23 protein-coding genes are annotated in these 26117 nt (G+C 52.1%); 7 read left to right on the top strand and 16 right to left on the bottom strand.

What is annotated here, in order from left to right:
• Positions 1-233: 233 nt before the first annotated feature.
• On the bottom strand, positions 234-1451 hold the full coding sequence (locus tag QOR60_RS05880) for a S1C family serine protease (RefSeq protein ID WP_283582443.1): 1218 nt from the start codon (positions 1449-1451) through the stop codon (positions 234-236).
• A gap of 151 nt (positions 1452-1602) precedes the next feature.
• Positions 1603-2409 (bottom strand): MBL fold metallo-hydrolase, encoded by an 807-nt coding sequence (locus QOR60_RS05875; protein ID WP_283582442.1) that lies wholly within the window; start codon positions 2407-2409, stop codon positions 1603-1605.
• Between the two features lie 547 nt (positions 2410-2956).
• On the opposite strand from QOR60_RS05875, the gene yjeM (QOR60_RS05870) reads away from it, so the two are divergent.
• Together yjeM (QOR60_RS05870) and QOR60_RS05865 are read left to right on the top strand one after the other, a co-directional pair.
• Positions 2957-4456 (top strand): glutamate/gamma-aminobutyrate family transporter YjeM, encoded by a 1500-nt coding sequence (gene yjeM / locus QOR60_RS05870; RefSeq protein ID WP_283582441.1) that lies wholly within the window; start codon positions 2957-2959, stop codon positions 4454-4456.
• A 185-nt stretch (positions 4457-4641) separates the two neighbouring features.
• Entirely contained in the window at positions 4642-5760 is a 1119-nt protein-coding gene (locus tag QOR60_RS05865) for an LPXTG cell wall anchor domain-containing protein (RefSeq protein WP_283582440.1), read from the top strand.
• A gap of 74 nt (positions 5761-5834) precedes the next feature.
• Here QOR60_RS05865 and QOR60_RS05860 read toward each other — a convergent pair whose 3' ends face one another.
• The 3 genes from QOR60_RS05860 to glpK are packed head-to-tail and all read right to left on the bottom strand — an operon-like array spanning position 5835 to position 9954.
• Complete coding sequence (locus QOR60_RS05860) at positions 5835-7646, bottom strand: FAD-dependent oxidoreductase (protein ID WP_283582439.1); 1812 nt, start codon at positions 7644-7646, stop codon at positions 5835-5837.
• Between the two features lie 56 nt (positions 7647-7702).
• Entirely contained in the window at positions 7703-8428 is a 726-nt protein-coding gene (locus tag QOR60_RS05855) for an MIP/aquaporin family protein (RefSeq protein ID WP_283582438.1), read from the bottom strand.
• Between the two features lie 2 nt (positions 8429-8430).
• Entirely contained in the window at positions 8431-9954 is a 1524-nt protein-coding gene (gene glpK / locus QOR60_RS05850) for a glycerol kinase GlpK (RefSeq protein WP_283582437.1), read from the bottom strand.
• 346 nt (positions 9955-10300) lie between these two features.
• On the opposite strand from glpK, the gene QOR60_RS05845 reads away from it, so the two are divergent.
• Positions 10301-11092: a glycerophosphodiester phosphodiesterase family protein gene (locus QOR60_RS05845; protein WP_283582436.1), complete on the top strand. Its 792-nt coding sequence runs from the start codon at positions 10301-10303 to the stop codon at positions 11090-11092.
• Positions 11064-12377 (top strand): MFS transporter, encoded by a 1314-nt coding sequence (locus QOR60_RS05840; RefSeq protein WP_283582435.1) that lies wholly within the window; start codon positions 11064-11066, stop codon positions 12375-12377. The genes QOR60_RS05845 and QOR60_RS05840 overlap by 29 nt, the downstream gene beginning before the upstream one ends.
• A gap of 84 nt (positions 12378-12461) precedes the next feature.
• On the opposite strand, the gene QOR60_RS05835 is transcribed toward QOR60_RS05840, so the two are convergent.
• The 6 genes from QOR60_RS05835 to jag all read right to left on the bottom strand — a co-directional run bounded on the left by QOR60_RS05835 (position 12462) and on the right by jag (position 15185).
• Positions 12462-12623, bottom strand: coding sequence for a hypothetical protein (locus QOR60_RS05835; protein WP_283582434.1), 162 nt, complete (start codon positions 12621-12623; stop codon positions 12462-12464).
• A gap of 4 nt (positions 12624-12627) precedes the next feature.
• Positions 12628-12936 carry a type II toxin-antitoxin system death-on-curing family toxin gene (locus QOR60_RS05830; RefSeq protein ID WP_283582433.1) on the bottom strand — a complete coding sequence of 103 codons (309 nt, stop codon included), beginning with the start codon at positions 12934-12936 and terminating at the stop codon, positions 12628-12630.
• Entirely contained in the window at positions 12929-13261 is a 333-nt protein-coding gene (locus QOR60_RS05825) for a hypothetical protein (RefSeq protein WP_283582432.1), read from the bottom strand. The genes QOR60_RS05830 and QOR60_RS05825 overlap by 8 nt, the downstream gene beginning before the upstream one ends.
• Before the next feature lie 97 nt (positions 13262-13358).
• A complete protein-coding gene (locus QOR60_RS05820) occupies positions 13359-13943 on the bottom strand; it encodes a uracil-DNA glycosylase family protein (protein ID WP_283582431.1) in 585 nt (194 codons plus the stop codon).
• Between the two features lies 1 nt (position 13944).
• Positions 13945-14322, bottom strand: a complete 378-nt coding sequence (locus tag QOR60_RS05815) for a DUF302 domain-containing protein (RefSeq protein WP_283582430.1) — start codon at positions 14320-14322, stop codon at positions 13945-13947.
• Between the two features lie 14 nt (positions 14323-14336).
• The gene (gene jag, locus QOR60_RS05810; RefSeq protein ID WP_283582429.1) at positions 14337-15185 is read right to left on the bottom strand and encodes an RNA-binding cell elongation regulator Jag/EloR; all 849 of its coding nucleotides are present in this window, start codon (positions 15183-15185) and stop codon (positions 14337-14339) included.
• Positions 15186-15396: 211 nt separating this feature from the next.
• On the opposite strand from jag, the gene QOR60_RS05805 reads away from it, so the two are divergent.
• The 3 genes from QOR60_RS05805 (at position 15397) to QOR60_RS05795 (ending at position 19296) form a co-directional block, all read left to right on the top strand.
• Positions 15397-17301 (top strand): M13 family metallopeptidase, encoded by a 1905-nt coding sequence (locus QOR60_RS05805; protein ID WP_283582428.1) that lies wholly within the window; start codon positions 15397-15399, stop codon positions 17299-17301.
• Positions 17302-17521: 220 nt separating this feature from the next.
• Entirely contained in the window at positions 17522-18823 is a 1302-nt protein-coding gene (locus QOR60_RS05800) for a uracil-xanthine permease family protein (protein WP_283582427.1), read from the top strand.
• A 209-nt stretch (positions 18824-19032) separates the two neighbouring features.
• Positions 19033-19296: a hypothetical protein gene (locus tag QOR60_RS05795; protein WP_283582426.1), complete on the top strand. Its 264-nt coding sequence runs from the start codon at positions 19033-19035 to the stop codon at positions 19294-19296.
• Between the two features lie 314 nt (positions 19297-19610).
• Here the strand turns inward: QOR60_RS05795 and QOR60_RS05790 are convergent, their stop codons facing one another.
• The 5 genes from QOR60_RS05790 to QOR60_RS05770 all read right to left on the bottom strand — a co-directional run bounded on the left by QOR60_RS05790 (position 19611) and on the right by QOR60_RS05770 (position 25954).
• Positions 19611-21275 (bottom strand): Cys-Gln thioester bond-forming surface protein, encoded by a 1665-nt coding sequence (locus QOR60_RS05790; RefSeq protein ID WP_283582425.1) that lies wholly within the window; start codon positions 21273-21275, stop codon positions 19611-19613.
• Positions 21276-21575: 300 nt separating this feature from the next.
• The gene (locus QOR60_RS05785; RefSeq protein WP_283582424.1) at positions 21576-22025 is read right to left on the bottom strand and encodes a hypothetical protein; all 450 of its coding nucleotides are present in this window, start codon (positions 22023-22025) and stop codon (positions 21576-21578) included.
• Between the two features lie 109 nt (positions 22026-22134).
• The gene (locus tag QOR60_RS05780; protein WP_283582423.1) at positions 22135-22686 is read right to left on the bottom strand and encodes a hypothetical protein; all 552 of its coding nucleotides are present in this window, start codon (positions 22684-22686) and stop codon (positions 22135-22137) included.
• Positions 22687-22855: 169 nt separating this feature from the next.
• Positions 22856-24367 (bottom strand): glutamate/gamma-aminobutyrate family transporter YjeM, encoded by a 1512-nt coding sequence (gene yjeM / locus QOR60_RS05775; RefSeq protein WP_283582422.1) that lies wholly within the window; start codon positions 24365-24367, stop codon positions 22856-22858.
• A 156-nt stretch (positions 24368-24523) separates the two neighbouring features.
• Positions 24524-25954 (bottom strand): C69 family dipeptidase, encoded by a 1431-nt coding sequence (locus QOR60_RS05770; RefSeq protein ID WP_283582421.1) that lies wholly within the window; start codon positions 25952-25954, stop codon positions 24524-24526.
• Positions 25955-26117: the final 163 nt, after the last annotated feature.

Here is a 26117-nt window from a genome sequence, read left to right as displayed (position 1 = left end):
TATCCACTAAATCCCCAGTTTTTGCCGTTTTGCGATTTCAAGGGGGATTCCTTGACACTATTTATCCACATTATCCACAGCCTCTGGGGATAAACTACTGTGATTTTCCCCGTAATCCCCAATTTATCCACAAAATTCTGGGGATAAGTGGTTAAAACTGTGATTTCCCGGAGATTATAACCCCCTTATGGGACGATTCCGCCTGCTTTTTTATCCCCACATTGAGGATAACTCTAGTTCTGCCCATCACTTTCAAGCGTTAACTTGACCGTTGCCGTCTGCCGCTGCCCGTGGTGGTAGTACGTCACTGAAACCCGCGATCCTAGTTTATGCTGATCCAGTACTTCCTGCAGGGTCGCAATGTCACTGGTTTTAGCGTCCCCGATTTTCGTAATCACGTCACCGGACTTAATCCCCGCATCCCTTAGCGGCGAATTATCCTTGATTTTCATCACCACAACGCCCTTCGTGACGTTATCAGGAAGCTTAAGGGTGTCCTGTTGCTGGCTCACCGGAACGCTACTCAAGTTGGCGGCCTCAATCCCTAAGGCCGGCCGGATGACCTTACCGTGCGTGGTGAGCTGGTTAATAATCGTCACCACTTCGTTACTTGGAATCGCAAAGCCCATTCCTTCCACCGGTGTGTCGCTCCCGTTCCCCGTGCTAGCCAGTTTCATGGAGTTAATCCCCACAACCTGACCGGCAACGTTAATTAATGGGCCACCGGAATTGCCGGGGTTAATCGCCGCATCGGTTTGGATAACAGTTGCCTGGGCAGGTTGGCCGTTATCCTCATTCTTAACGGTCATCGTCCGCTTCTTTGCCGAAATAATCCCCTCTGTCAGTGAGGTGGCGTACTTCGATCCAAGCGGGGAACCGATTGCTAGCGCTGGTTGACCAACCTTAATCGCGTTTGAATCCGCAAACGTTGCGACCTGGTGAACGTCCTGCCCGTTAATCTTCAAAACGGCGAGGTCCGTCACCCCATCAGTTCCGACCACCTTTGCCGGAAGTTTCTTACCGCTACTCAGGATTACGTTCACCTGCTTGGCCCCGTGAATCACGTGGTTATTGGTAACAATAAACGCAGTTCCGTTGGCCTTCTTGTAGATTACCCCGGAGCCCTCACTTTCCGTTGTTTCCTGGGTACCGCCTAAAAGCGCCTGCAGGGTGTCATTATTTCCCGGGGAATATGCCGTCACCGAGACAACAGCGCCCTTTACCTTATCAAAGGCGCGGGTGGCCTGCGTTGAGATGTTGACCTTCATTCGGGCCGTGTGCGTTGTTCCCACCGCATTATCCGGCGTTACGGCCGAATTACTAAAATGCTGGTAGGTCGCAACGCCCCCAACGACCAGGCCACTTCCCAAAATGCCACCAACTAAGCCCGTTACAAAAATCTGCCGTACCGTTAGTTTAACTGGCTGCTCGTGTTTTTTATCCGTATTCATCCTGATCCTCCCGTTAGTAGTTTTTACCATTATAAATGGATTTTTCATCCGCCGCATTCATTTCATTTGAGCTTAAGAATATTTATAGGGACTTTCCTAATAAAAACAAAAAAGCCGGAACCAACGTCCCAGCTTCCCTTTCATCGCACCATTAAATTACCGTTAACGGGGTCGCCTGATCCGGATCCGTGTCCAGCAGCGCAAAGTCGTGATCCACGCCGAAATCATGCTGCTTCATCATCGTCGCCACGGTTAGGTGGGCGAGCTCCTTAACGTTATTTTCCTTACTCCGGTGGCCTAAATAAACGTGCTTGGTTCGGTTCCCCACCACGCTCATCAGGGCCATCGCTCCGTCCGCATTTGACAGGTGACCGGTATCGCTTAAAATCCGCTGCTTTAACGTCCACGGGTAGGCCCCCATCCGAAGCATTTCCGGATCGTGATTACACTCAATCAAGTAGCCATCCGCATCCCGGATTACCCCGGCCACCCGTTCGGAAACGTACCCCGTATCCGTCACAATCGCAAAACCGTGGTCGCGGTGATGCACCTCGTAAAACTGCGGAGCCGCCGCATCATGCGAAACCCCAAAACTTTCGACATCGAGGTCCCCTAAACTAAGCGTCGTCCCCATTTCAAAGGAGTGGTGCTGGTCTTCCGGAACATCCCCGATTTTAGTGGCCATCGCCTGCCACGTCGCATCGTTTGCGTACACGTCCAACCCGTAGCGGCGGGCAAGTACCCCGACCCCCCGGCAGTGATCCGTGTGCTCGTGGGTCACAAAAATTCCGTCGAGGTCGTGCGGATCGCGGTTAATTGACGCGAGGAGTCCCTCGATCTTCTTTCCCGACAATCCCGCGTCAATTAACACCCGTTTATGCGGGGTTTCAACGTAAGTCACGTTTCCCGCACTCCCGCTTGCAAGGACGCTAATTCTTAACTCGTCGGTTTCCGGCATGCTCTTCACCTCCCGTTTGCTCAGTCCGTCAATAATCATACCACGGTTTCTTCCGGGTAACTCCGCAAAAGCCCGTAATCACCGCCAATAAACAATTACATTCGCTTATCAACGCATTAAACACCTTATTCTTATTTCTTTACCATTAGTAAACGATTACAATTTGCACAGAATGCGGTTTTTACGATTGACGGTAATTGTTTAATTATATACACTTACACTGTAACCTGTTAGATTACATGTACATCGTTTTCAATCCGTGTTCTTCTTTATAAGGACAACCGGATCATTTCTTTTATCAAGTAGGGGGCTGTGATGGACGTCACGGTCTCTTTTTATGCGAAACCGAAGCCCTAATTGGGGGGCTCTCCGGTGCATTTTTTATTTGCTTTTTCTCATATAATATCCCGTGCAAAACGACGGCGTCTTAGCAATCAGTAATTTTCCCATTAATTTAATGTTAGCTTACCTACCGCAATCGTGTATAATTGAACATATGTGGAATGAGACCCGTTCCGTAAATTTTAATCTAGGAGTAAGTGACTATATGAGTGATACACAGAAAAAATTAACGACGGGACCACTGGTGTTAATGATTTTCACCACCATTTTCGGTTTCGCCAACACACCCGTTGCCTTCCAACAGATGGGGTACGGAGCAATCCTGTGGTACCTACTGGGTGCCATCCTCTACTTCCTTCCAAGTAGTATGATGTACGCCGAATATGGTTCCGCCCTCAAGGAAAGTAAGGGGGGCCTGTACTCGTGGCTGGATGCGTCCATCAGCGAACGGTGGTCATTCATCGCCACGTTTGTTTGGCTTTCATCATGGGTGATCTGGCAGGTAATGATTTCCCAAAAGATTTGCATTACGGTTTCAACCGTGCTGTTTGGCCATGACACGACGGGCTCATGGAACCTTCTCGGATTAGGGTCAACCCTAACCGTTGCCCTGATTTCCGTCCTGATGGTGGTGGCCATCACGTGGTTTGTTTCGCACGGGATGGATTCCATCGCCAAGATTTCAACCATCGGGGGGTACGCGGTGATGGCCCTTAACGCCGTGCTGATTATTGCCAGCGTTATCATCCTGTTTGCCCACCACTTCCACCTCGCCCAGCCGGTTCACAGCATTACCGACTTCGCCAAGTCGTGTAACCCGGCCTTTGAATCCCCAATCGGCATGGTTAGCTTCATGATTTACGCCATCTTTGCGTACGGCGGACTAGAATCAATCGGCGGGGTAACGGACTCCCTTGAAAAACCAGAAAAGACCTTCCCGAAAGGAATCGTCATCAGTACGATCATTATCGGAGTCGGGTACGCGTTAAACATCTTCTTCTGGGGAGTTTCAACCAACTGGAACCACGTTATCAACCACGGTAACGTTAACCTGGGGAACATTGTGTACGTCCTGATGGAAAACCTCGGGGTTGTTCTAGGACAGTCACTGGGAATGTCAACCCACGCGGCCGTTATTCTTGGAACGCTCTTCTCCCGGCTATCCGCACTGGGAATGCTCTTTGCTTACCTGGGAGCCTTCTTCGTGCTGATCTACTCACCGCTGAAGTCCTTTATCCTTGGTTCGCCGAAGAGATTATGGCCAGAAAAGGTGACGCGGCTAAACAAGAAGGGAATGCCGGCAACCGCTCTGTGGATCCAAACGACCATCGTGTGCGTGTTAATCCTCGGGATTGCCGTTACGGCCGTTCTCATTCACCAGGACGCCAAGTTCCTGTACTCGGTTCTGACATCAATGAGTAACGTGGCCACAACCCTCCCGTACCTGTTCTTAGTGGGAGCCTTTCCGTTCTTCAAGAAGCGGAACGACCTGGAACGGCCATTTGTCGCTTACAAAAACAAGCACGTTATGTGGGTCGTCGTAATCGTGACGTTAATTGTGTTGGCAATCGCAAACGGCTTCACGATTATCAACCCGTTCTTACAAAAGGATCTGGTTTCCGGAATCGCAACGATTATTGGACCGTTGGCCTTCGGGATACTGGCATGGCTCCTGTACTCACACCAGAGTAAGCGGCAGTCATAAACCTACTAACCAAACATTGAAATTCCCGGGAGTCCCCGGGAATTTTTCTTTTACATTAATCGTTTCCCCGAAAAACAGTTTTTAAGAGAATAATAAAAGAATATAGCATTTGCCTTAAACCCCTTGGCGTTTCTGGCGGCCCCCAGTAGAATGAAAATACTTAATTCATTTCAAGGAGACTTACCATGAAAAAACGAGCACTATTCGGAACAGCATTGATTTTAAGCGGTGTCCTTGGCGGGGGAACCATTGCAGCAACCCAGTCAAAGCACCACCCCATAACCACCGTGTGCGCCGCGACCCTCAGTGATTTACAAAACCAGGTCCAGGCAGCCCAGAAGAAGGTGGCCGCAGCCAAGCAGGCCGTCACAGCGGCACAGGAAAAGGTAGCTACGGCCCAACAAGCCGTAACGGCCGCCAGCAAGGACGTCACCCAGGCAAGTGATGCGTGGGCTGCAACCGAAAATCAGCTCATCCAGCTGCAGGACAAGTACACTGCCATGTCAACCACCGAGAAGGAATCAGCAGCCGGAAAGCAACTGGCAGCCCAGATTACCCAGCTTGACGTTCAGGCAAACCAGCAACGGCAGCAGTTAGCCCAGGCAAACGCGCGGAAAATTGCTGCAACCCAGCAATTAACCGCCGCCCAGAACGAACTTACCCAGGCAAACCAGGCCCTTCAGGCAGCCCAAAAGAAACTTCAAGCCGCCCAGGACAAACTGACAGCGGCCGGGAACAGTTCGTCATCGAGCGCCTCCCAAAACAGCTCAACCACCTCCCCATCAAGCAGCAGTAGCTCGGGGCAAACGAGCTCGTCACAGTCATCGATGGGAGCTGGGAGCACCTCCTCAAGCGGAAACGGCCCAACAAGTTCCTCATCAGGTTCAAGCAGTTCGGGAAACACCAGCGCCGTTTCCTCGTCCAACCCGGGAAAGAACCCGGCGGCTGGAAACTCCTCAAGTCCGAGCACGGGGGTGAGCGGCTCGTCTTCAAGTACGGGAAATTCCAACTCAGCAACCCAGACCGCAAGCGAAACCACTGATGGTGCGGCCAATCAGGGGACGACTACCAGTGATGCTGCAACCACCCCGACAAATTCGCAGGTTAAGGACGCGGGGACAGCCATCGTTTCATCCCGGCAAGGTGCGCAGGTTCTGGCAACTTCCACGAAAACCTCCACGACTTCCGCCAACCGGCTTCCGGCAACCGGCGACGTCCAGGAAGGCGGCCTCACCCTCCTCGGTGTGCTTGCCCTGCTTGGCGGCAGCGTTCTGGGAATAAAGGCCTTCCGGAAACGAAACTAATCTCTAACCGAATAGAACACAAAAAGGAAGCGCGCCACGTAGTCACGCTTCCTTTTACTGTCTTGTATTATCGCTTATTCATGCTTGCTAGCACCACTGACCGCATCCGCCGGTTCGCTTGTTTCCTGGCTCGCATGCGCTTCAGCCTTTAAGTGCTTCAAGTCTGATTCATCCAGGATTTCCTGAAGTTCTTCCCGGTAGTCCGCCTCATCGGCATCGCTCCAGCCCAGGTAATCCTTCATGTAGGCAATCACCGGATCAATTAACCCGTCAAGGCTGTCCCGCATAAACAGAACGTGGTACGTCCGCCGCAGCAGGTAGTCAACCGGTGTTAAGACCATTTCGTTGTCTAAGGCGTACCGCAACGTAATCGTTTCGGCCAGGCTTAAGCCCGGAGCGGCCTCCAGCTCGTCCGCTAAGGCGTAAACCTGTGGAGCGTTGGATCCAAATTCACGGGCAATCCGGAGAGCATCGTCATGGCTTAACCCGTGCTGTTCACCCTCCTTAGCAAACGCCTCAAGGGCCTCATCCACGTGGGTGGAATCAAAGTCCCCGCCAGAAACCCGGAGCTCCGTGGAGTCAGCGAGCGTAAACTGTTCGCCAAACCGCTTGTCAAGCACGTCCTGAATCATGTCCATGGCACCCTCAGCCATCAAGCGGTAGTCGGTCAGTTTCCCACCGGCCAGGGTGATGAGCCCATCATCCGCCATCGTCAGGGAACTTCCCCGGGAAACCGCTGATGGGGCGGAGGCGTCCGGCGCCTTACTTGCACCCGAAACGGCGTCCGGTTCGTCCTCATCCTCTTCACTTGCTGGTGCCCCTAGCAGTGGCCGTAATCCAGCCCAGCTAGATTCGATGTCGTCGATTGTCAGGTGGGCTGTCGGGTACTTCTTATTGATAATTCCCAGCAGGTATTCCACGTCGCTCATTTCTACGTGTGGTTCTTCGTAATCGCCCTTGTAGTCGGTATCCGTCGTCCCGAAGTAGGTCTTTCCTTCCCGCGGGATGGTGAAGATCATCCGGCCATCATCCGTCCCGGACCCGAAATACGTCGGCTGGGGAACCTGTAGCCGGGACTGGTCAACCACGAAGTGCACTCCCTTTGTCGGCCGCATCCGCGGGGCATCGTGAAGGTCGTGGTCGATGCCCTTCACCTTGTCGGACCACGGGCCAGCCGCATTCAGAATGACCTTCGCCTTGATTTCAAAGCGGAACCCGTCAATCATGTCCTGCGCGGAAACACCGTTGACGGTGCCGTCCTCGTCATGCAGGATTTCGTTGGCCTTCACCCGGGATAACATGATGCCCCCCTTGTCAGCGGCCGCCTTGATGTTTTCCACTACCAGCCGCGAGTCGTTGTTCTGGTAGTCCAGGTAAACCCCGGCCCCAACCAGCTTGTCAGCGTTCAGCTGCGGTTCCCGCTTGAGCACTTCATCCTTGGTCAACGTGTAGTTGGCAAACTGCTTTAAGTGCTCGTTTTCATTAATCCCGGCAAGGTGGTCGTACAGGTCCATGGCAACCTTGCATTCAAACATGGTGAACGTCGTCCCTGGTTCGTCGTAAATCGGTAAAATCATCGGGTCCGGGTACGTGCAGTGCGGCGCAATGTGCTGGACGACCGCCCGTTCCTTCACGGTATCGGAAACCACCTGGACGTCAAACGTCTTCAGGTACCGGATTCCCCCGTGAACCAGCCGCGTTGACCGCGACGACGTTCCACCACCAAAGTCCTGCATTTCAACCAGACCAACCTTCATGCCGGCTGCAGCAGCCTGAAGCGCAACCCCGGCACCGGTAATCCCCCCACCGATAATTAACAGGTCCAGCTCCTCGCCGTTCGCTAACCGCTGAATGTCCTTTTTCCGTGTCTTACTTGAAAATGCCATTGAAAAAACCCCTCTTCTATTCCTTTTGAATTAACTCCACTTTTTCTCAAACAACGCTACTTCACAAAATTCATCGCCTGCAGGATAAACTGTAATCCCGCAGCAATGATCCCGCCGGCTAACGGGCCAAGCATCGGCACCCACGCGTATTCCCAGTGGGCACTTGACTTCCCCGGAATTGGCAAAATGGTGTATGCCAGCCGCGGCGCCCAGTCACGCGCCGGGTTTAACGCGAACCCGGTCGTTGACCCCAGGCTCAACCCGATTACCATAATCAGGAGCCCAACAATCACCGGTTTCAACCCGGTCGTAAACGTTCCCAGGTTTAACAGTGCAAAGATGAACACGCCCGTGGCAATCACTTCACTCAGGAAGTTAAACACCGGATTCTTAATTGCCGGCATCGTCGCGAAAATGTTCACGGCGTTGCCCTCTTCCGCCCCGTGGGAGGCCTTAAAATGCGGGTAGTACTGAATAATGACTAGTACTGCGCCCACGAAAGCGCCGAGAAACTGCCCAGCCAGGTACGGTAATACCTGGCTCCACGGGAAGTAGCCGAATAGGGCAAACCCGATGGTCACCGCCGGGTTCAGGTGCCCCTGCGAGCCGAGCATTCCAGCCACGTACACCCCGAAGGTCACGGCCATTCCCCAGGACAAACAGATAAACGTCCAGTTCTGCTTGGTGGCGTAGGTCTGTTTTAGGTTGGTGGCCGCACAACACCCCACTCCCAGAACAATAAGGACTAACGTTCCAAAAAACTCACCGATAAATCCACTCATGGCTATTCTCCTTTACCGTCTTTTTGGGGCATAAACGCCAGCGTGGCCTGCACGGCGTTCTTCCAGCCGGCATACAAGCGGTCCCGCTCAGCGTCGTTCATCTGCGGTTCAAACCGGGTCCCCGCAGCGTTTAACGTCTTGAGTTCGTCCATGTCCTTCCAGAAACCAACTTCCAACCCGGCTAAGAAGGCCACCCCAAGGGCCGTGGTTTCAAGGTCGGCAGCGCGGACAATCGGGACGTTTAAGATGTCCGCCTGGAACTGCATTAGGGCGTTGTTCCGGGCAGCACCCCCGTCAACCCGCAGTGCTGGAATGGCAATCCCAGAATCCTTCACCATGGTGTCAACTAGGTCCCGGGTCTGGTATGCCAGCGACTGGAGCGTGGCCTTCACGAAGTCAGCCCGCGTCGTTCCCCGGGTTAACCCGAAAATGGCGCCCCGCGCATCGGAGTTCCAGTACGGCGCTCCCAGTCCGGTAAAGGCCGGCACAACGTACACCTCGTTGTCATTATGGGACTCGTTGGCCAGATCCTCTGATTCCGCGGCGTTGCTAATCATTTCCAGCCCGTCACGGAGCCACTGGATGGCAGAACCCGCCACGAAGACCGACCCTTCCAGGGCGTAGTTGACCTTGCCGTTAATCCCGTAGGCAATGTCCGTCACCAGGTTATTCTTGGAGAGCTGCGGCTTTTCCCCGATGTTCATCAGGGTGAAGGCCCCGGTGCCGTAGGTGTTCTTCACCATGCCCTTATCAAAGGCCAACTGGCCAAACAAGGCGGCCTGCTGGTCTCCGGCCAACCCACAGATTGGGGCGTTGTAGCCGTAGAAGTGGTAGTCCTTGGTGTAGCCGTACACCTCAGAGTTACTCCGGACTTCCGGCAACATCTGTTCCGGAATGTTCAACATCTTAAGAATGCTCTTCTCCCATTCCAGGGTGTGGATGTTAAACAGCATCGTCCGCCCGGCGTTCGTGTAGTCCGTGACGTGGGCGTCGCCGCCGGTCAGTTTCCACACAATCCAGGTTTCAATCGTCCCGAAAAGGAGTTCCCCCTTCTCGGCCCGCTCCTGGGCGCCCGGAACGTGGTCCAAAATCCACCGGATCTTAGTAGCGGAGAAGTACGGGTCAATCCGCAGCCCCGTTTTTTCGTAAATCTCATCGCTATGCCCGTCCGCAATCAGCTGGTTAGCAATCTCTTCGGTTTGCCGCGACTGCCAAACAATCGCGTGGTAGATCGGCAGCCCCGTCTTCTTGTCCCAGATAACGGTCGTTTCCCGCTGGTTGGTCACCCCAATCCCAGCGACCTGATCCGGCCGGATGCCCGACTTAATCAGGGCGTTGGCAATGGTAGACTGCACCGCATTCCAAATCTCGTTGGCATCGTGCTCCACCCAGCCTGGCTGCGGGAAGTACTGCTTGAATTCCCGTTGACTATCTGCGACCTTCTTGCCGTCATGGTCAAACAGAATTGCCCGGGTACTCGTGGTTCCTTCGTCAATCGCCAAAATGTACTTTTGCTGTTGATCCATTAACCTCGCCTCCTCATGGTTGCTTTGTGGTAACGCTTACATAAATTATTGTAACATCGGTTTTTTAGTTTGCAAATCCCCAAATTCACAAATCGTGTTGCTTTCACTGGAATGCTCCCTTCGCCCGGTTGAGCTTTTGGTTAACCGGGAACTTTCCCGGAAAACTTCCGGGTGACATTTACTATATTTATGATATTCTATACCTGTAAGCGATTTCGCTAAAAGCAACGGCCGTTTCCATGAAGGAAAACTTCGTGAAATCCGTTCGCTCCCCGGGGCAGCGGGGAGTAATTTCACACGAAAGAAGGTGCGCATTCCGGCTTCTGCTACCCGGAATGCAGGATTGATGACTAGTCCACGTAACATTTTGGCCCACCGGGGAATGTCAACCCTGGCCCCCGAAAACACCATGCCAGCCTTTGAGCTGCTGACGAAATACGGGGTAAAGTGGCTTGAAACCGACCTTGGCATTACCAAGGATGAACACGTCGTGGTGCTGCACGACGACTACCTTGACCGGACAACTTCGGGGAGCGGCCCCCTCACGGACATCATGTTTGACGATCTCCGGCAACTGGATGCCGGGAGCTGGTTTAGCCCCGAGTTTACGGGGGTGAAGGTACCGACAATGGACGAACTGATCGACTTCGTAAACCGCAGCAAGGTCAACATTAACATCGAACTTAAGGCGGTTATCGGACCGGATGCCAACCGGCTGGCGGATTCCCTGGTCAAGCAGTTTGCGGCGGCCTTAGACCGGTTAAACCCAGACTCACGGGTAATCATTTCATCGTTTAACCCGATTATGTTATTAAAGATGAAACAGCTAAAACCTGACCTGGAATACGCCGTTCTCTTTGAGGACCACACGTTCTACGACGACTGGACGTTAATCATGCAGGCCACTGGCGCCAAGATTATCCACCCGCAAAGCGAACACCTGACGCGGGGGACCGTTCAGCAGATGAAGGACTACGGCTACGAGGTCAATGTCTGGACGGTGGACACCATCGATCGGGCCAACGAGCTGTTTAACTGGGGCGTTGATGGCATCTTTACCGACATTGCCCAGTCATTCCCACCGCACCACCAGAAAGGAGCGCCGCGCTATGGAAAATTCCTCACCACGTGGTTCTAATGCTTTACTAAACAAGATGGGCTTTAAGTCCGGCAACCAGTTGACCGGGTTCTTGACGGTTGTTGTTGCCGGCCAGCTAGTGTACTCCTGCTTTGAGGCCTTTAAGGGAACGTTCTACGACCTCCTGTTAAAGGTGCTCGGGCTAAACAACGCCCAGCTGGGGATCATCTTTAGTTTGATTGGAATTTCGGTCTTCTTCTATATTCCGGGTGGCTGGTTAAACAACCGGTTCTCCATCCGGTCGCTGTTAATCTCAGGACTCCTTATTCGAATGACGACCGTCTTTATCATTATTTTCTTCCACCCCACGTTTAACGTTCTGCGAATCATTGCAATTATCTGGGGCTTGACGGACGCCTTCTTCTGGCCGGCAGTTCTTAACGGGGTCGACCTGATGTCGGACAAGGGCCATAAGGGATTGGCATACGGGCTGCTGGAATCCCTCCGGCGGGCGCTTGAAATGGGAATGAACCTGCTGATTGTCGGGGCGATGGCCCTTTTTGGTGGCATCTCCATTTTCAAGACTGGAATGCTGATTTACAACCTGCTGATTATCCCGCTGGTGCTTTTCATCCTGAAGTTCGTGCCGAAGAACGGGATTGCCGCTGCGGAGGACGACTCCGGTGAAGGAAAGAAGTCCGGCGATGCGCTGAAGGGGCTCATCAAAGTACTGACCATGCCACGGGTATGGTTGGCCGGAATCACCGCCCTGACGATTTACTGGTCGTACATCAACCTGATCTACACGGTGCCGTACCTGCAGGCGGTCTTCCACATTAGCCAGACGGAAGCGTCCATCTTTGGGATTATCAACACCGGGGCCATGGGCGTGGTCGCCGGGGCTATCTCAGGAGTGATCTCCGACTACGTCTTCAAGTCGACGTCGCGGATGATGTTTGTTTCCCTCGGGCTGACCTTCCTGGCGCTGATTGCCGTCCTGGTTGTGCCGAAGAGTCACGAGTTCATGTGGCCGAGTATCATCCTGCTGATGGTCTTCTCGTTTGCCATCTTCCTGGCAAAGAGTATTATCCTGGCACCAGTCAGTGAAATTGAAGTGCCCGAAAAATACTCCGGCTCCGCAATGAGTGTGGGCTCGTTTGCCTCGTACGCCCCGGTCTTCTGGGCATACGGGTTAAACGGAATGATCATCGACCAGCACAACCCGGTTACGGCCTACAAGATTATCTTCTTCATCAGTGTGCTGGTGGCCGGCGCTGGTGTCGTTGCCGCCTTTATTCTCATGATTGTAAACCGCAAGCATGACCAGCAGCGGCGGGAAGCCTAAATCAGTAACAATCCCTTTCAAATAAAGACGAAATAAGGTTGAGATGTTAGTCCCAACCTTATTTCGTCTTTAGCACACCACGCATTATTCACTTGCCAGCTTTTTAAGAGCATCCCTAACGACCGGCTCATTCATGATTTTCTTTCTGTTTCTTTCTTTAATGCTTTCTTGTTCTTTCACACTCATTCGCCTAAACTCACTATTCTGGAGTAGCTCAAGCACCTTCATCCGCTGATTGTCCGTCATTTAATCACCCCCTTAAGTTTAAAATACACACTCTTAAAATAAACTCCCGAATTTTTTGCTCATCCCATTCGCCAGTAGCGATCTTTTTTGAAACCACGTAGAAATAATTCTTATCGAGTTTAAGTTCCTCGTACTGAACATGGTAATTGTTATTTTCCAAAAAATTCAACGCCGCTAATAATCCTGTTCGCTTATTGCCATTATTAAAAGCCTGATAACGTGCTAACTTAAACCAAAGGTGGGCGGCCTTTTGCGATATGGTCGGAAACTGATCTTCCCCAAAAATAACTGAATTCTTTCCAATGTTATTCACAGCTGTTTCCACGATCTTTCAGACCAGCAACGCCATATATTCCTTCTTCCTCAAAAAGGGATTGCGCATCTTCATTCAGGTGAATAATATCATTTACCGTCAAATAATTCATTTTACAATTCTCAATTTGAATAGATAATTCTGAACTTTTATTTCGTACCAATAACTGGGAGTTTTCTGAATCCCATGTAACGGCTTTATCCATATTGAACTTCAACTTAATGGTTTTTTGCAAAAGTCCTAACGCTTCACTCGTCTGACTAATCATCGCCGTTTGAGTTGTTTTTAGATCCACCGGATTCATGAACACATAACTATTATCCACCCTACCCCCTCCTTTTCTTTAAACCGATATTACCATGCTTAACATGCATTACCTACTAAAAAATTCCCGCAGCCTCCTCAGCCACAGGAATTTTTTCTTACTTCAATGCATCCTGCACCCGCCGCTTCAGTTCCGGCAAAACCTCCGCCTCAAACCACGGGTTCTTCTTCATCCACATCTGGTTGCGCGGGGACGGATGGACCAGCGGGAAGTACTCCGGCAGGTAGTCCCGGAAGTGCTTGACCGTGTTCGTCAGTGTGTCCTTACTCTTCAAGTCCAGGTACTTCCGCAAAGCGTAGTTTCCCACCAGCATCGTCAGCTGCAGGTTCGGCATCGCCTTTAACAAGCGGGGGTGCCACTTATCCGCAAAGCCTTTCCGCGGGGGCAGGTCGCCGCTCTTCCCCTTTCCCGGGAAATAAAAATCACACGGCAGCACCGCAATCTTCCCGGAGTGGTAAAACGTGTCATCCGACACACCCATCCACTCCCGCAGCCGTTTTCCGGACGCATCGTTCCAAATGATGTGGGTGTCCTGGGCCTTCTTCCCCGGCGCCTGGCCAATCACTAGAATGGTAGCGTTCGCGTCCACGTAGTACAGCGGATCAATTCCTTGCTTGGTGTACTCCGCATTCTGCGGGTCCGCCTTAATCGCTTCAAAAATGGCGTTTAACTCATCATTCATGCTACTTCACACTTTCTACCATGTCCGCGTACATCGCTGTCATCTTCGCGATAATCTGCTGCCCGCGTTCCTGAAGCCGGTCAGCCCCAGCGAAATCCCGCGGTGCCCGGTATACCAGCTTGGTCTGGTCCCCCATCCCGATTAACAGAATCTTGATGGGCAGTTCAAACGTAATCTCGTCGTCCTCCTGCATCAAAAGCGTCCCGACCTTAGGGTTACCAAAGATAATCAACCGGGTAGGGTTAATCTGCAGGTCAACGGCTGCCGCCTCCGCCTGCTGGTCAATGTCATCAAACACCTTAAACCCGTGTTCCTTAATCTTCGCTAAGATTCCCGCGTATACCTCGTCAAATTTCCGGTTAACAATGACCGTTTCCATTATACAAACGCCTCCTACATTAAATCTGCATCATCATGGTGGACCGGGCGGACAACCACGCCCCGCCGCGGATCCCGTCCCCGGGAAGCCGTTGTGACGTAGTCATTTTCGGCCAGTGCCTGATGAATAACCTTCCGTTCGCTTGCTGGCATGGGGTTCAGGTAAACCGGCCGCCCACTGGCAATGACGTCCTCCGCAGTCCGCTCAGCTAGGTGTTCCAGCGTTGCCCGCCGCCGTTCCCGGTAATCAGCAACGTCGAGGATAACCTGCAGGTGGTGCCGGTAACGAGCATCCACGTAGTTTTGTGCCAGTAGCTGCAGGGCATTGAGGATCTTACCGTGCTTACCGATCAGCTTCCCCTCATCATCCTCTTCAGCAACAAACCGGTATGTAACCTGCCGGTGACCCACGGTAACGTCCACCGTGGCGGGCACGCCCATCTGCGCGGTCACGTCTGCGAGGTAGTTCCCCAGGTCAGTAATCACCGCATCCCGGTCCGCTTCCCGGGAACCCTGCTGGGAGCGGGCGGAGGCTACCGGTGCATCCCCGTCGGCCTGTTCCCCAGCCACCGTCTCTTGCAGCTGCGTTTCCTCAGCGACCTGTTTCTCAGTCACTGCCTCCTGCGGCCGTGCTTCTTTGCCGGTCTGCTCCTTAGTTACCGGTTCCTGCGGCTGGTTTTCCTGTGCTGGCGCCACTTCCGGTTTGCGCACCTCAATGGCAACAACCGCATCCTGGCGGCCAATCCCCAAAAAACCGCGTTTGCCGGGGTGAACGACCGTGACCGTGACCTCATCGCGCGTACACTTCAGCTGGGCCAAGCCCGTCGCAACCGCCTCATCAACCGTCTTCCCTGTAAACTCCATTTCCTTTTCTCCTCCGTCCCTTGTATCCAATCACCACCATTGTAGCATAATGCGGGGGTAACAACCCGAAGAAAACGGGCAAAATAAGGCTTCGCGGTCCGGTTGTTTTGGCTTCCCCAGCACATCCCGTTTTCCTATAAAAATCGCTTTTTCCCGGCAGGTGCGCTAAACTATGGGTAACTGAAGCGCTTTTATATTGGAGGCATGATCCATGACAGTAAACGAACAATTAATTAAAGACGACTTATACATGGCCGTTAACGGCGAATGGCTCAAGACGGCCAAGATCCCTACCGACCGGCCAACCACCGGGGGCTTTGCCACCCTGGCTGATAACATCGAGCACCAGTTAATGGATGACTTTAACGCCATGCTGGACGGGAAGACCCAACCAACCGACAAGTACCTCGGTGAGTTTATCAAGTACTACCGACTGGCCGCCGACTTTGACCGCCGGAACAAGGAAGGCTTCGGCCCGGCCCTTGAACTTCTCGAACGGGTTAGCCACCTGCACGACCTGACCGACTGGCAGCACCAACTGCCTGACCTTACCAAGGACGGGTTCCCGGCACCGTTCCAGTTCTTTGTGGAACCTGACATGAAGGATACCCAGCACTACGTATTAAGCGTTGACGTCGGTTCCCTCATCCTGCCAGACACAACGTACTACCAGGAAAACAACCCACAGGCCCCGGCCCTCCTTGAAACCTACCGGGCAATGATGCTCAAACTCTTCAAGCTGGCGGGCTACGACGACGACTTCGCCCGGGAAACCCTCGAACAAGCCCTCGTCTTTGACCGCTCCATGGCCCCGTACGAAAAGGACAGTACGGCCCGGGCCGATTATGCTAGCCTGTACAACCCGGTTAGTGCGGCGGAGTTGTCCGCCTTTAGCGACCAGGTCGACCTGGTGGCAAACGCTGCCGCCCTCATTGGCAAAACCCCGGACAAGATCATCGTCAGCGAGCCGCGCTACTTTGAGCACCTCGACAAGATTGTCAACCCGCAGACGTTTACGAACCTCAAGAGCTGGCTGTTCGTTAAGACCCTCCTCCGGGTCAGCCCGTACCTAACCGACGAAGCGCGGACCACCGCTACCATCTACAACCGGGCCCTTTCCGGTAGCAAGCAAGCAGCCAACCAGCAAAAGAGTGCCTACCGCCTCGCAAGCGACCAGTTCTCCCAGGTTGTTGGGCTGTACTACGGTCACAAATACTTCGGTGAACAGGCCAAGGCCGACGTTGAACAGATGGTTGCCAAGATGGTCGCCGTTTACAAGCACCGGCTGGAAAACAACGACTGGCTAAGCGCCGCTACGCGCGAGCAGGCCATCGTCAAGCTAAATAACCTTGGTGTCCAGGTCGGCTACCCCGACAAGTTAGCGCCACTCTACAAGCGGTTTGTCGTTGACGAAAAGGAATCCCTCCTTACCAACGACGCCCGCTTTATCCGGATTGCCATTGAGGACAACTTTAGCCGCTGGGGCAAAGAGGTTGACCGGACGGAATGGGAAATGGCGGCCAGCACGGTTAACGCTTACTACAACCCGTCATTTAACATCATTGTCTTCCCAGCAGCCATCCTGCAGGCACCGTTCTACAGCCTCGACCAGTCTGCCAGCGCCAACTACGGGGGCATTGGAGCGGTAATCGCCCACGAAATCTCCCACGCCTTTGATAACAACGGTGCTAAGTTTGACGAGTGGGGCAACATGAAGAACTGGTGGACGGATGCTGACAAGAAGCACTTTGACACCTTAGCCCAGGACATGGTCCGCGAGTTTGACGGGTTAACCACCCGGGCCGGGAAGGTCAACGGTAAGCTGGTTGTTTCCGAAAACATCGCCGACGCCGGCGGGCTGAGCTGTGCCCTGGAGGCCGCTAAGGAAACGCCGGACGCCAACCTGCGGGACTTCTTCATTAACTGGGCGCGGATCTGGTGCGTCAAGTCCTCCCTGGAGCGGGAAAAGCTGCTCCTGGCAATTGACGTGCACGCTCCGCAAGAACTCCGGGCCAACATCCAGCCGCGAAACCTGGCGGACTTCTACACTACCTTTAATGTGCAGCCTGGTAACGGCATGTACATGAAACCGGAAGACCGGGTCAACATCTGGTAATTAATTGCCTACACAACAAAAACGGGTGGCAATCTTTTCGCTGATCCCCCGTTTTGCTTGACGCCTTTCCAGAAAGGCCATACAATGAATGACAGTTTAACAAACGCTTTTAATGTGGTCCCGTGAGGCCCAAAAGACCGGTACATTTTAACAGGGTTTCCCTGTGCACACCGCTCCTGGTTTCACGCGACCAGGAGCGTTTTTTGAAGGAGTGTTTTTTATGAGTGATAAACGGCGGGACGTTGTGCTCGACGTTAACGAGCGCCCGGGGTTCGGGCAATGGGTGGGGCTCTCCATCCAGCACATGTTCTCGATGTTCGGATCAACCGTGCTGGTGCCGATCCTGGTAGGGTTAAATCCAGGAATTGCCCTGTTTAGTTCCGGGGTGGGCACCCTGATGTACATCCTAATTACCAAGGGAAAGATTCCGGCGTACATGGGGTCAAGTTTCTCGTTCATCGTGCCGATGATTGCGCTGATGAAGACGGTCGGCTACCCGGGAATTGCCCAGGGGACCATTGCCGTCGGGTGCGTTTACCTGGTCGTGTCACTGGTTGTCAGCATGATCGGGGCGGACTGGATTGACCGCCTCTTGCCGCCGGTCATCGTCGGCCCGATTATCATGGTGATCGGGCTTTCGCTTGCCGGGACGGCCGCGAAGGACGCCACGATTAATGCGGCGGGCCACTACGACCTTAAGTTCTTCGTAGTAGCGCTACTGACCCTGCTGGTGACAATTGCCTTTAACATGTTCATGAAGGGCTTCCTCGGGCTGATCCCAATTCTTCTAGGCATCGTGGTCGGCTACGTGATTGCCGTTCTCTTTGGTATCGTCGACTTCACGCCGGTGCTCCACGCCCACTGGTTGAGCCTGCCGGCCTTCCAGATTCCGTTTGTAAACTACAAACCGAAGCTGTACTGGGGTGCCATCCTCAGCATGGCACCGATCGCCTTCGTGACGATGACGGAGCACATGGGCCACATCATGGTGCTTAACCAGTTGACGGAGCGGAACTTCTTCAAGGACCCGGGGCTCAACCACACACTGGCGGGAGACGGAACGGCTTCCATCATCGCCGGGTTCGTCGGGGGCCCACCGGTAACGAGTTACGGTGAAAACATCGGCGTGCTGGCCATCACCAAGGTGCACAGCGTTTACGTGCTGGCTGGAGCCGCCCTATTTGCCATCATTTTTGGCTTCATCGGCAAGCTGAGCGCTCTGATTGAAACCATCCCCAAGCCGGTCATCGGGGGAATTTCGTTCCTGCTGTTCGGGGTAATTGCTTCAAGCGGGCTGCGCGTGCTGATCGACAACCGCGTTGACTTCGATAAGAAACGGAACCTGATGATTGCTTCGGTCATCCTGGTAATCGGGATCGGGAACGCCTACCTGCAACTGGGCCAGTACCAGTTCTCCGGCCTGGCAGTGGCGGCAGTGCTGGGGATTATCCTCAACCTGATTCTGCCAAAGGAAGCCCGCAGTGAACGGGAAGCCCAGCAGAAGAACGAACAAACAGAATAAAACTTCAACAAGGTCGGGACAACGGGGTTCCGGCCTTTTTACGCCCTTCTTTGTTTTGAAACACTTTCTTTCACACTCCTTATGAAAGTCCAAACGAACGTAAGGATTCATAAAGGCCCGGAGTTATCCGTGGCGTTCTTAGCCAAACCACGTACAATGATGGTACGGGGAAAGCAATCCCCAAGTCCTGATAGAAAGAGAGTGATTTCATGACAACATCAGGCAAACAAGCAACGGCGGACATCGTGCCCGCCCAGGTGGTCAAGCTCGGCAAGCACGCCCTTGTCCTCAAGACCGAAACAAATGAGCTCATTACCGTCACCCGGCCGCGAAGCACCGCCCACGATAACGTCTTCCTGAAGGTGATGCGCGACATTATGCACACGGGGCTATGGATCCCCGTCGACCGGAAGCACCGGCACATTCTGCGGTACGACTGGTTCGATACGCCCATCGAAAACTATAGCTTTTAACTGGTAAAACAACGACCGCCATCTGGAAGGATGACGGTCGCTTACTTTCTTATAATCGCGATTGTTCTGCTTCTAGCTCTTCATAAATTCCCCTTTTAATGTTTGCTGAACGCTCAGAGCAGAAAAGACCTCTTGAATACGATCATCCGCGTATTCTCCCAGGAAGTCCAATATTTCCACATATCGCACTCATCCGCAACTATCAAAGGAAACAAAAAAACCATTTTTATACTTGCCTTCTTGTAAACCCACTTAAACACACAAAAAAGGGGTCGGTTACCCGATCCCTTTTCGTTTAGTTTAATCGCGCTGGATTAGTCCTGCTTCTTGTTCCGCTTGAAGCCGGCGATGAATGCACCAGCGGCTGCCATCATGGCACCGATGATTGCTAAGCCTGCCTCGATGGCGTTACCAGTCTGGGGTAAGCCATGACCGTGGCCTTCGCCCTGACCCTTAGCTGATGAACTCTTAGCAGCAACTACAACGCCCTTCTTAGCTGATGAGCTTGAAGCTACTGAGCTTGATGAAGCCTTGCTGCTTGAAACTGCCTTAGCTGATGATGAGCTTGATGAAGCCTTGCTGCTTGAACTCTTGCTACTTGATGAGCTGCTTAAGCTCTTTGAACTTGAGCTTGACTTGCTACTTGAACTTGATGATTGACTTGAACTCATTGCAAACTTAATGTTAAGGCTTGACATGTTAGTTTCCAATCCAACCATGTTTTGCCATGGCTTCTTTTGACCTTTCTCTGGTCCGTAAGTCATTGTACCTTCAGCTTCATTTGAGTGATAGTAGTCTGCAGTTGCAACATGAAGATATGGGCAAAGCATGTTGGTCTTTGTAGGATCCGTTGAAGGTTCAAATACTACACGATATGTTTCACCTGGTTCAAGTGTTGAAACTGCTTGGCCTTGAGCATTAACAACTTTGTAGCCATTCATGCTTGAAGGTAATGTTACGTCTCCACCCTTAACTTGGAATCCTTCTGATTCGTGAGTTGATGGATCAACGGTCAATGTGTCATTAGCGCCAATTGGTTGGCCTTGAGCATTTTCAAGAGTAACCCCATTTTTAGCCGCATTTTGTGAATCTAACGGATATTGTTGAGCATAGTTGTAAAGTGCTCTTGATAATGGATCTTCTTGGTATTGCTTACTCCATTGTGAATCTGCAACGTTATCACCTGGCACATTTCCTTCAACGCCCCAAATGGCATCTTGAGTCATATCATATTCATATTGAGCTTCTGAATATTGTGATGATGATAATTTCTTTTTAGCAAGATACTGTTGATACCATTGGTCAACTTGAGCTTGACTGATTGGTCCGTTATATTGAGAACTGCCAATATTATTTGGATAACCGGCATACAATACTGCAGCAACTTTATTGACTGATGCTGCACTATAACCATTGGCTTCTGAACCATTCCATAAATCTGAACGGTTGTAGTGAACTCCCCTTGCCGGGTTTTCAACTAATGGATTGCCATTAATTCCGTTTGCTGCTGGGTTAAAATTGTCGGGATCGTAACAATATACTACTTCACCATCATGATCCGGTCCTTGAGTTACTTTCCAACCATCATCTGCTGTTGCCGGTGTTGGCATTGTTCCTGAAATAACATATGGTCCTTCTTCAGAAGAAGCATTCGCTGCTAAATGCATTACTTTCATTGAGTGTTGAGCAACACTTGCATTAGAAGCAGAAGTTTGTGATCCTTCCACCGTCGATGATGATGCCGACGGTTGTGACATTGCTTTACTTGAAGCAACCGTTGTTAATACCCGAGAACTCATTTGTGAATTTTGTAATGAGCTCTTTGATTTTGAAGAAGCAACAACTTGTGAAACTGCTGCTTCTTGTGAGCTAGAAACTGTCGTTGCACTTACAATTGGCATACTAGCAGTAGCTAATGTCCCGAAAGCAAGTACAGCTGTTCCGAATGAATACAAAGGTTTTACAATATTTTTCTTCATTAGAAGACATCCTCCTTGTATAAACAAAATATTTTGTTTCAGTGCATCCTTCTGCACCGACTGCGCTCTTAGTGTACTCATTAAATTTGTTGAAAAATTGATAACATATTTAAGAAATGGTTAAGATGAAAATAATTTGCTACTATTTTCAGGATTCGTGCTAGTTTTAGTATTCTTTCGGGGGTTAGAACGACATCTTCCCCGTTTGCAAGCATTCTGCTCACCGTTAAAAAATGAAAATAAGTGAAAAAGGCCACTAGCAATCCTGCTGGTGGCCTTAACTAGTTAAAGGCTGATTGTTTACTTACCGTCTACCCGGGAGTATTGCACTGCATTAATTGTTAACGTAATGTCCTTCGGCTTAATTTGGAAATCCTCGTCACTCTCAAAACCCGCAAACTTCACGTTTAACCGAAGTGCAACCCCTTCATCCTTGTTTAAGACGCCCATATCATTGGGCATTACTTCCAGGTGGATGTTGGTCTTCTCACTGCCCTTCAGCTGAGCATTCAGGTTCATCATTACCCCGTTGATCTGGAAATCATACTTGTTAACGATGGCACAGTCCATCGTCATGGCATGGTCGGCGTGACGGTACTCGCCGCCCAAAAAGACCAGCCCAATCGCATCGTCCCGGAGCAATACCTTACTTGCTGCCTCCGAAACCTGCTTGCGGAACTGCTCAGCTGCTTCCGACGTTGCGAAGTTTTCCATCCGCTTAATCAGGTGAATTTTAATATCACTACTCATTATCATCGGCTCCTTTTCTGGCCACGGCGCACTGCCGGACCGCACTCTTCGGTTTCATTCTATCACGCCGCTCCCGCTTAGATAATCACAACTCAATGATTTATCTTTTTTAATGGTGATGATGCTCCCATACTCGGGCAGCGTGCGCACTCCGGAAGTAGTGCATTGTCGACAGGTCGTCGCTCCGCAATAACTCCTTGTGGTGGTGCCACTTCGTCACGCGGTAGAGGGTCCCGTCGCCCTTACTTTGCGTCCAGCCGTACTCCCGCAGCCAGCGATGGTGGTGCATCGTCACGTTCGTCAGGAAACACCAGTTAACCGTATCGGCCTGCATCGTTTGCGGGTGATGATTGGTGTCCGCATCGGTGTGTTGCTCGGCTGGGTGGGCCTCCAACGTTGAGGTGTGCCCGTGGCCGTCGTCAGTCTGAAGCTGGTTGCCGTGAATGGTCAAAGTTGCGCCGTCCGCCGTGTACCAGGTCCCCTGCATGTCCTGCGGAAAATTGGTCCCTGCCGGTGTGCCCTGACTGCTGACCATGGCCGGGGTCACCCGGGAGCTTGAGGACGCCTTGTGGGAAGAGCTAGCCTGGACGGTTGCTCCCCAACCGAATAGCAGTCCGCCGACGATCAGTCCAACGGCAAGGCGGTGGTGGTGTGTTGTCATCCGTATCATCCTCCACTTTCGTAATTTTTTCTTAATAAATCTGTTCCCGATTATAGCGCCTTTCGTTCATCGGCGCCAGTTCGCATTCCAGGGAGGACGCAACCACCCAAAAGTAACGAAAAGGGCTGCGCCTACCAGCACAACCCTCTCTGATAATTATCAATTACTACTAATCTGCATTACTCTCCCGCTGCCGCTTCCGGTTGGAGTAGGCGTAGAAGATGAACGCCACGGCGCCGAAGAAGACCGGCCCGATTGCCGTCCAGAAGGCGGTCATGTACTCGTGCTGCAGGATCGGCTGCACAATCGTGAAAATGATCCCGCCGGCCAAAACAACCAGACAGAAGATTACCAGGACGTTGGTCCAAAAGCGGTTCTTGAAGAACTCAAACGGGCGGTCGATGTTCTTCAGCCGCTTGAAGAACGGGAACGCCCCGACCAAGAAGAGGTACGGGAAGGTCGTTGACACGTTCCCCATGTTAATCAGAATCGTGAAGAACTTCGCCGCCGTTGACCCCCCGAAGGAGATGAAGAAGATGGCGACACAAACAACGGCTGCCTGAACCCACATGGCAAACGCCGGCATCCCAGCCTTGTTGAGCTTGGTAATCCGCTTCGGCCACAGCTTACTGTCTGAGCCCATGATGAACGACTTAATCGGGGAGTACGTCATGATGAAGAAGCTTCCCGTTACGGCCAGTAAAATACTAAAGCCCGTAAAGCGCATCATTAACTGGCCGAATAATAAGGCTGTGTGGTGGGAAACACCGATGGCTTCCCCGAAGGAAATCCCGAGATTCCCCATCAGCACGTAGGTCACGTTCCCCAGCGTAACCTTGCCACTACCGAAGGCGTGCTGCCAGTTGGTACTGAAGCCCCACATGAAGATGGTTAAGGCATACCCCACCGCAATGAAGATCGTTGCCAGCAGGATGCCGCGCGGGAAGGTTTTTTCGGGTTTATCAAGGCTATCCATGATCCCGCCCATTGTTTCCATTCCGCCGTACGCAAAGATGGCGTAGACAATGAACGAAATCATCGCAATCGGCGTTCCAAACTGAGCGTTCGGTGAGTGAATGAAGGAGCCTAACCCACTAACTGGCTGAGCCAAGTGACCGTGGTTTAACACCAGGATAATGACACTGGCGCCCAGGAAGATGGCGTTCAACGCCACGTTAAAGGCCCCACCGATGGAAGCAACCTTGGCAATAGCGTTCATGCCCCGCACCGAGAAGAACGTGACGACCAACACCAGCAGAATCCCCGCAATCCCGAGCGTTTCAACTGAGCTGAGACCAAACAGGTGCCACGAAGCCGTCGTATCCTTCCCGAAAATGAACGAGGACAGTGGAATGCAGTAGCCGGAAGCGACCTGGACCATCCAGACGATCCACGCCGCCAGCCAGATAAACGTCCCAATGAAGGCCCACTTTTCACCAATTGAGCCTTCCAGCCACGAGTAGATTCCCCCCTTGGCTTCCTTAAAGGATGAACCATACTCTGCCAGCATCAGACTGACTGGCAAGAAGAAGACCAGCGCGGCGAGGATGTACCAGACGATACTGGCATACCCCATCTGCATGAAGGCCTTCGGGGTGTTGGCGAACCCGTAGATGGCGGAAATGATCATCATTACCAGGGTCATCAACCCAATTTTTTTATTTTCCTTCGGTGTGTCCATGAATTTACCTCCAATAAATCGGTTTCAAATTAGTTTGATTATATCATTATGAGGCCGGTTTGCGGGAAAATACCCGGAATTTTATAAAAAGGAATAGTAATATTCCGGCAAAAACGCCCCGGAGAACATTCTCCGGGGCGCACCTTTAACCTGATTTTACAGGTTCTTATCCATGTTAAACGTGAACTTCGACAACTCGATGCCCTTCATGATGAGCTTGTTCATCAATTCCTTGGTCATCTTCTTCATCGTGGCCACAATCTCGTAATTCTTCTGCGTTAGGAATTCCGTCAATTCGGCACCGTGCAGCTTAGCGGCTTCCTTGTCAATCTCAGCAATCATCTTGCGGTTAACGCGCCGGCATTCAATCAGGTAGTCGGTGTTGTCCTGAACGAACTTACTGTAGTGGCTCTCCACCAGCATTGACATGTGGCGGTACAGCCAGTATGCAGAGTCGGCATCAACGTCCATTTCAAGCGGTGTTTGTGAGAAGCTCGGGTCCGTGTCGTTGGCGTTCGTGTAGAACGGAATGTACGGGCTGAATTCCGGGTAACCGATGCACAGCCACATGATGGCCTGCTGCTCTTCTGGAACGTCATTCCGCAGCTGCAGAACGTGGGAGTTTTGCGTCCGGTTCAAGCCGATTGGCCGGTAACGATACTTGTCGGCGTCGTCCGCGTGGCCCATTGGGTCGTACGGCGTCTCGTTGTAGTGGGAGCCGAGGTACATCTCAATGTCATCCGGCGTGAACTTGTGGTTTGCCCGCATAATAAACGGTAATTCACCTGATTCCGGATCCTCATCGAGTTCCGGGTTAAACAGGTGATGACCGTACCAAACCCGTGGCGTGTTGTAGTGGCGGTCCTTTTCATTGAACGTCCCGAAGATGTGACGGAAGTTCCACCCTTCCTTATCCGGGTTGAGGTGGTGTTCCTCAACGAATTCCTGGATGCCGTCCGCCCACTGGAAGTTTTCCGTGTCGTTAAAGTCAACCTGCTGAATGGCAACTTCGTTAGCGACCACGGCGTAAGCGTCGTCCGGAATCCGCTGGGCGAGCCACAGGTGGCCCGTTACGATTTCCATGTACCATGCTTCGTTCTTGTCAGCGAACAGCACGGAGTTGCCGGCTGGCGAACCGTACTTGGAAATCAGTTTTCCGAGGAACTGAACGGCCTGCCGGGCGGAATCGATGAACGGCAGCGTGACGTTGACGATGCAGTCCTCATCCAACCCGTCCTTTACCAGCGGGTCAAAGGCCAGCGTCCGTTCGTTACCGTACGTTGACTCCGTTGCGGACATGGCAACGTTCTTTTCGTTAATTCCACTTTCCTCATAGTACCCGTTCTTTTTGTAGTCGACGTTCGGAACGGCGTTGTAGCGGTAGCCGTTTTCCGGCAGTTCCATCTCGAAGCCGTTTAACCACGACTTGATCTTCTTGCCCTTCTCCCCGTGCCATGCCGGGTGCATGTAAAACCGCTGGGGGGTCAGCGGCAGGAAGGTGTCATCGTTCCGCGCAATCATCACGGAACCGTCGATGCTGGCATCCTTCCCCACCAGCATGGACGTGCAAGCGCGTTCAATTTCCATTAATATGACCTTCATTTCCTATTTAAAATTACCTCTATTCTAGCAGAGCTCTCCGTGGGGTTCAATTTTCGCGGGGTAAAAAAGACCGCAAAAAAAGCATAAAAGAAATTGTACTTCCCCGCCAAAAATAGTAACCTACTAGGGTAAGTATTTTGAAGGAGTG

It is taken from the genome of Ligilactobacillus hohenheimensis, from assembly GCF_947381805.1.
Classification (GTDB): domain Bacteria; phylum Bacillota; class Bacilli; order Lactobacillales; family Lactobacillaceae; genus Ligilactobacillus; species Ligilactobacillus hohenheimensis.
The sequence above is the reverse complement of the archived record's forward strand: the minus strand, read 5'-3'. Positions and strand labels throughout refer to the sequence as shown.

Coding starts and splice junctions, on each gene's coding strand:
- QOR60_RS05855 (WP_283582438.1), bottom strand. CDS start 8,428: ATGAGTGGATTTATCGGTGAGTTTTTTGGAACGTTAGTCCTTATTGTT.
- QOR60_RS05805 (WP_283582428.1), top strand. CDS start 15,397: ATGACAGTAAACGAACAATTAATTAAAGACGACTTATACATGGCCGTT.
- glpK (WP_283582437.1), bottom strand. CDS start 9,954: ATGGATCAACAGCAAAAGTACATTTTGGCGATTGACGAAGGAACCACG.
- yjeM (WP_283582441.1), top strand. CDS start 2,957: ATGAGTGATACACAGAAAAAATTAACGACGGGACCACTGGTGTTAATG.
- QOR60_RS05845 (WP_283582436.1), top strand. CDS start 10,301: ATGACTAGTCCACGTAACATTTTGGCCCACCGGGGAATGTCAACCCTG.
- QOR60_RS05770 (WP_283582421.1), bottom strand. CDS start 25,954: ATGGAAATTGAACGCGCTTGCACGTCCATGCTGGTGGGGAAGGATGCC.
- QOR60_RS05780 (WP_283582423.1), bottom strand. CDS start 22,686: ATGACAACACACCACCACCGCCTTGCCGTTGGACTGATCGTCGGCGGA.
- QOR60_RS05795 (WP_283582426.1), top strand. CDS start 19,033: ATGACAACATCAGGCAAACAAGCAACGGCGGACATCGTGCCCGCCCAG.
- QOR60_RS05860 (WP_283582439.1), bottom strand. CDS start 7,646: ATGGCATTTTCAAGTAAGACACGGAAAAAGGACATTCAGCGGTTAGCG.
- QOR60_RS05815 (WP_283582430.1), bottom strand. CDS start 14,322: ATGGAAACGGTCATTGTTAACCGGAAATTTGACGAGGTATACGCGGGA.
- QOR60_RS05865 (WP_283582440.1), top strand. CDS start 4,642: ATGAAAAAACGAGCACTATTCGGAACAGCATTGATTTTAAGCGGTGTC.
- QOR60_RS05880 (WP_283582443.1), bottom strand. CDS start 1,451: ATGAATACGGATAAAAAACACGAGCAGCCAGTTAAACTAACGGTACGG.
- QOR60_RS05835 (WP_283582434.1), bottom strand. CDS start 12,623: ATGACGGACAATCAGCGGATGAAGGTGCTTGAGCTACTCCAGAATAGT.
- QOR60_RS05785 (WP_283582424.1), bottom strand. CDS start 22,025: ATGAGTAGTGATATTAAAATTCACCTGATTAAGCGGATGGAAAACTTC.
- QOR60_RS05820 (WP_283582431.1), bottom strand. CDS start 13,943: ATGAATGATGAGTTAAACGCCATTTTTGAAGCGATTAAGGCGGACCCG.
- QOR60_RS05790 (WP_283582425.1), bottom strand. CDS start 21,275: ATGAAGAAAAATATTGTAAAACCTTTGTATTCATTCGGAACAGCTGTA.
- QOR60_RS05840 (WP_283582435.1), top strand. CDS start 11,064: ATGGAAAATTCCTCACCACGTGGTTCTAATGCTTTACTAAACAAGATG.
- QOR60_RS05800 (WP_283582427.1), top strand. CDS start 17,522: ATGAGTGATAAACGGCGGGACGTTGTGCTCGACGTTAACGAGCGCCCG.
- jag (WP_283582429.1), bottom strand. CDS start 15,185: ATGGAGTTTACAGGGAAGACGGTTGATGAGGCGGTTGCGACGGGCTTG.
- QOR60_RS05875 (WP_283582442.1), bottom strand. CDS start 2,409: ATGCCGGAAACCGACGAGTTAAGAATTAGCGTCCTTGCAAGCGGGAGT.
- yjeM (WP_283582422.1), bottom strand. CDS start 24,367: ATGGACACACCGAAGGAAAATAAAAAAATTGGGTTGATGACCCTGGTA.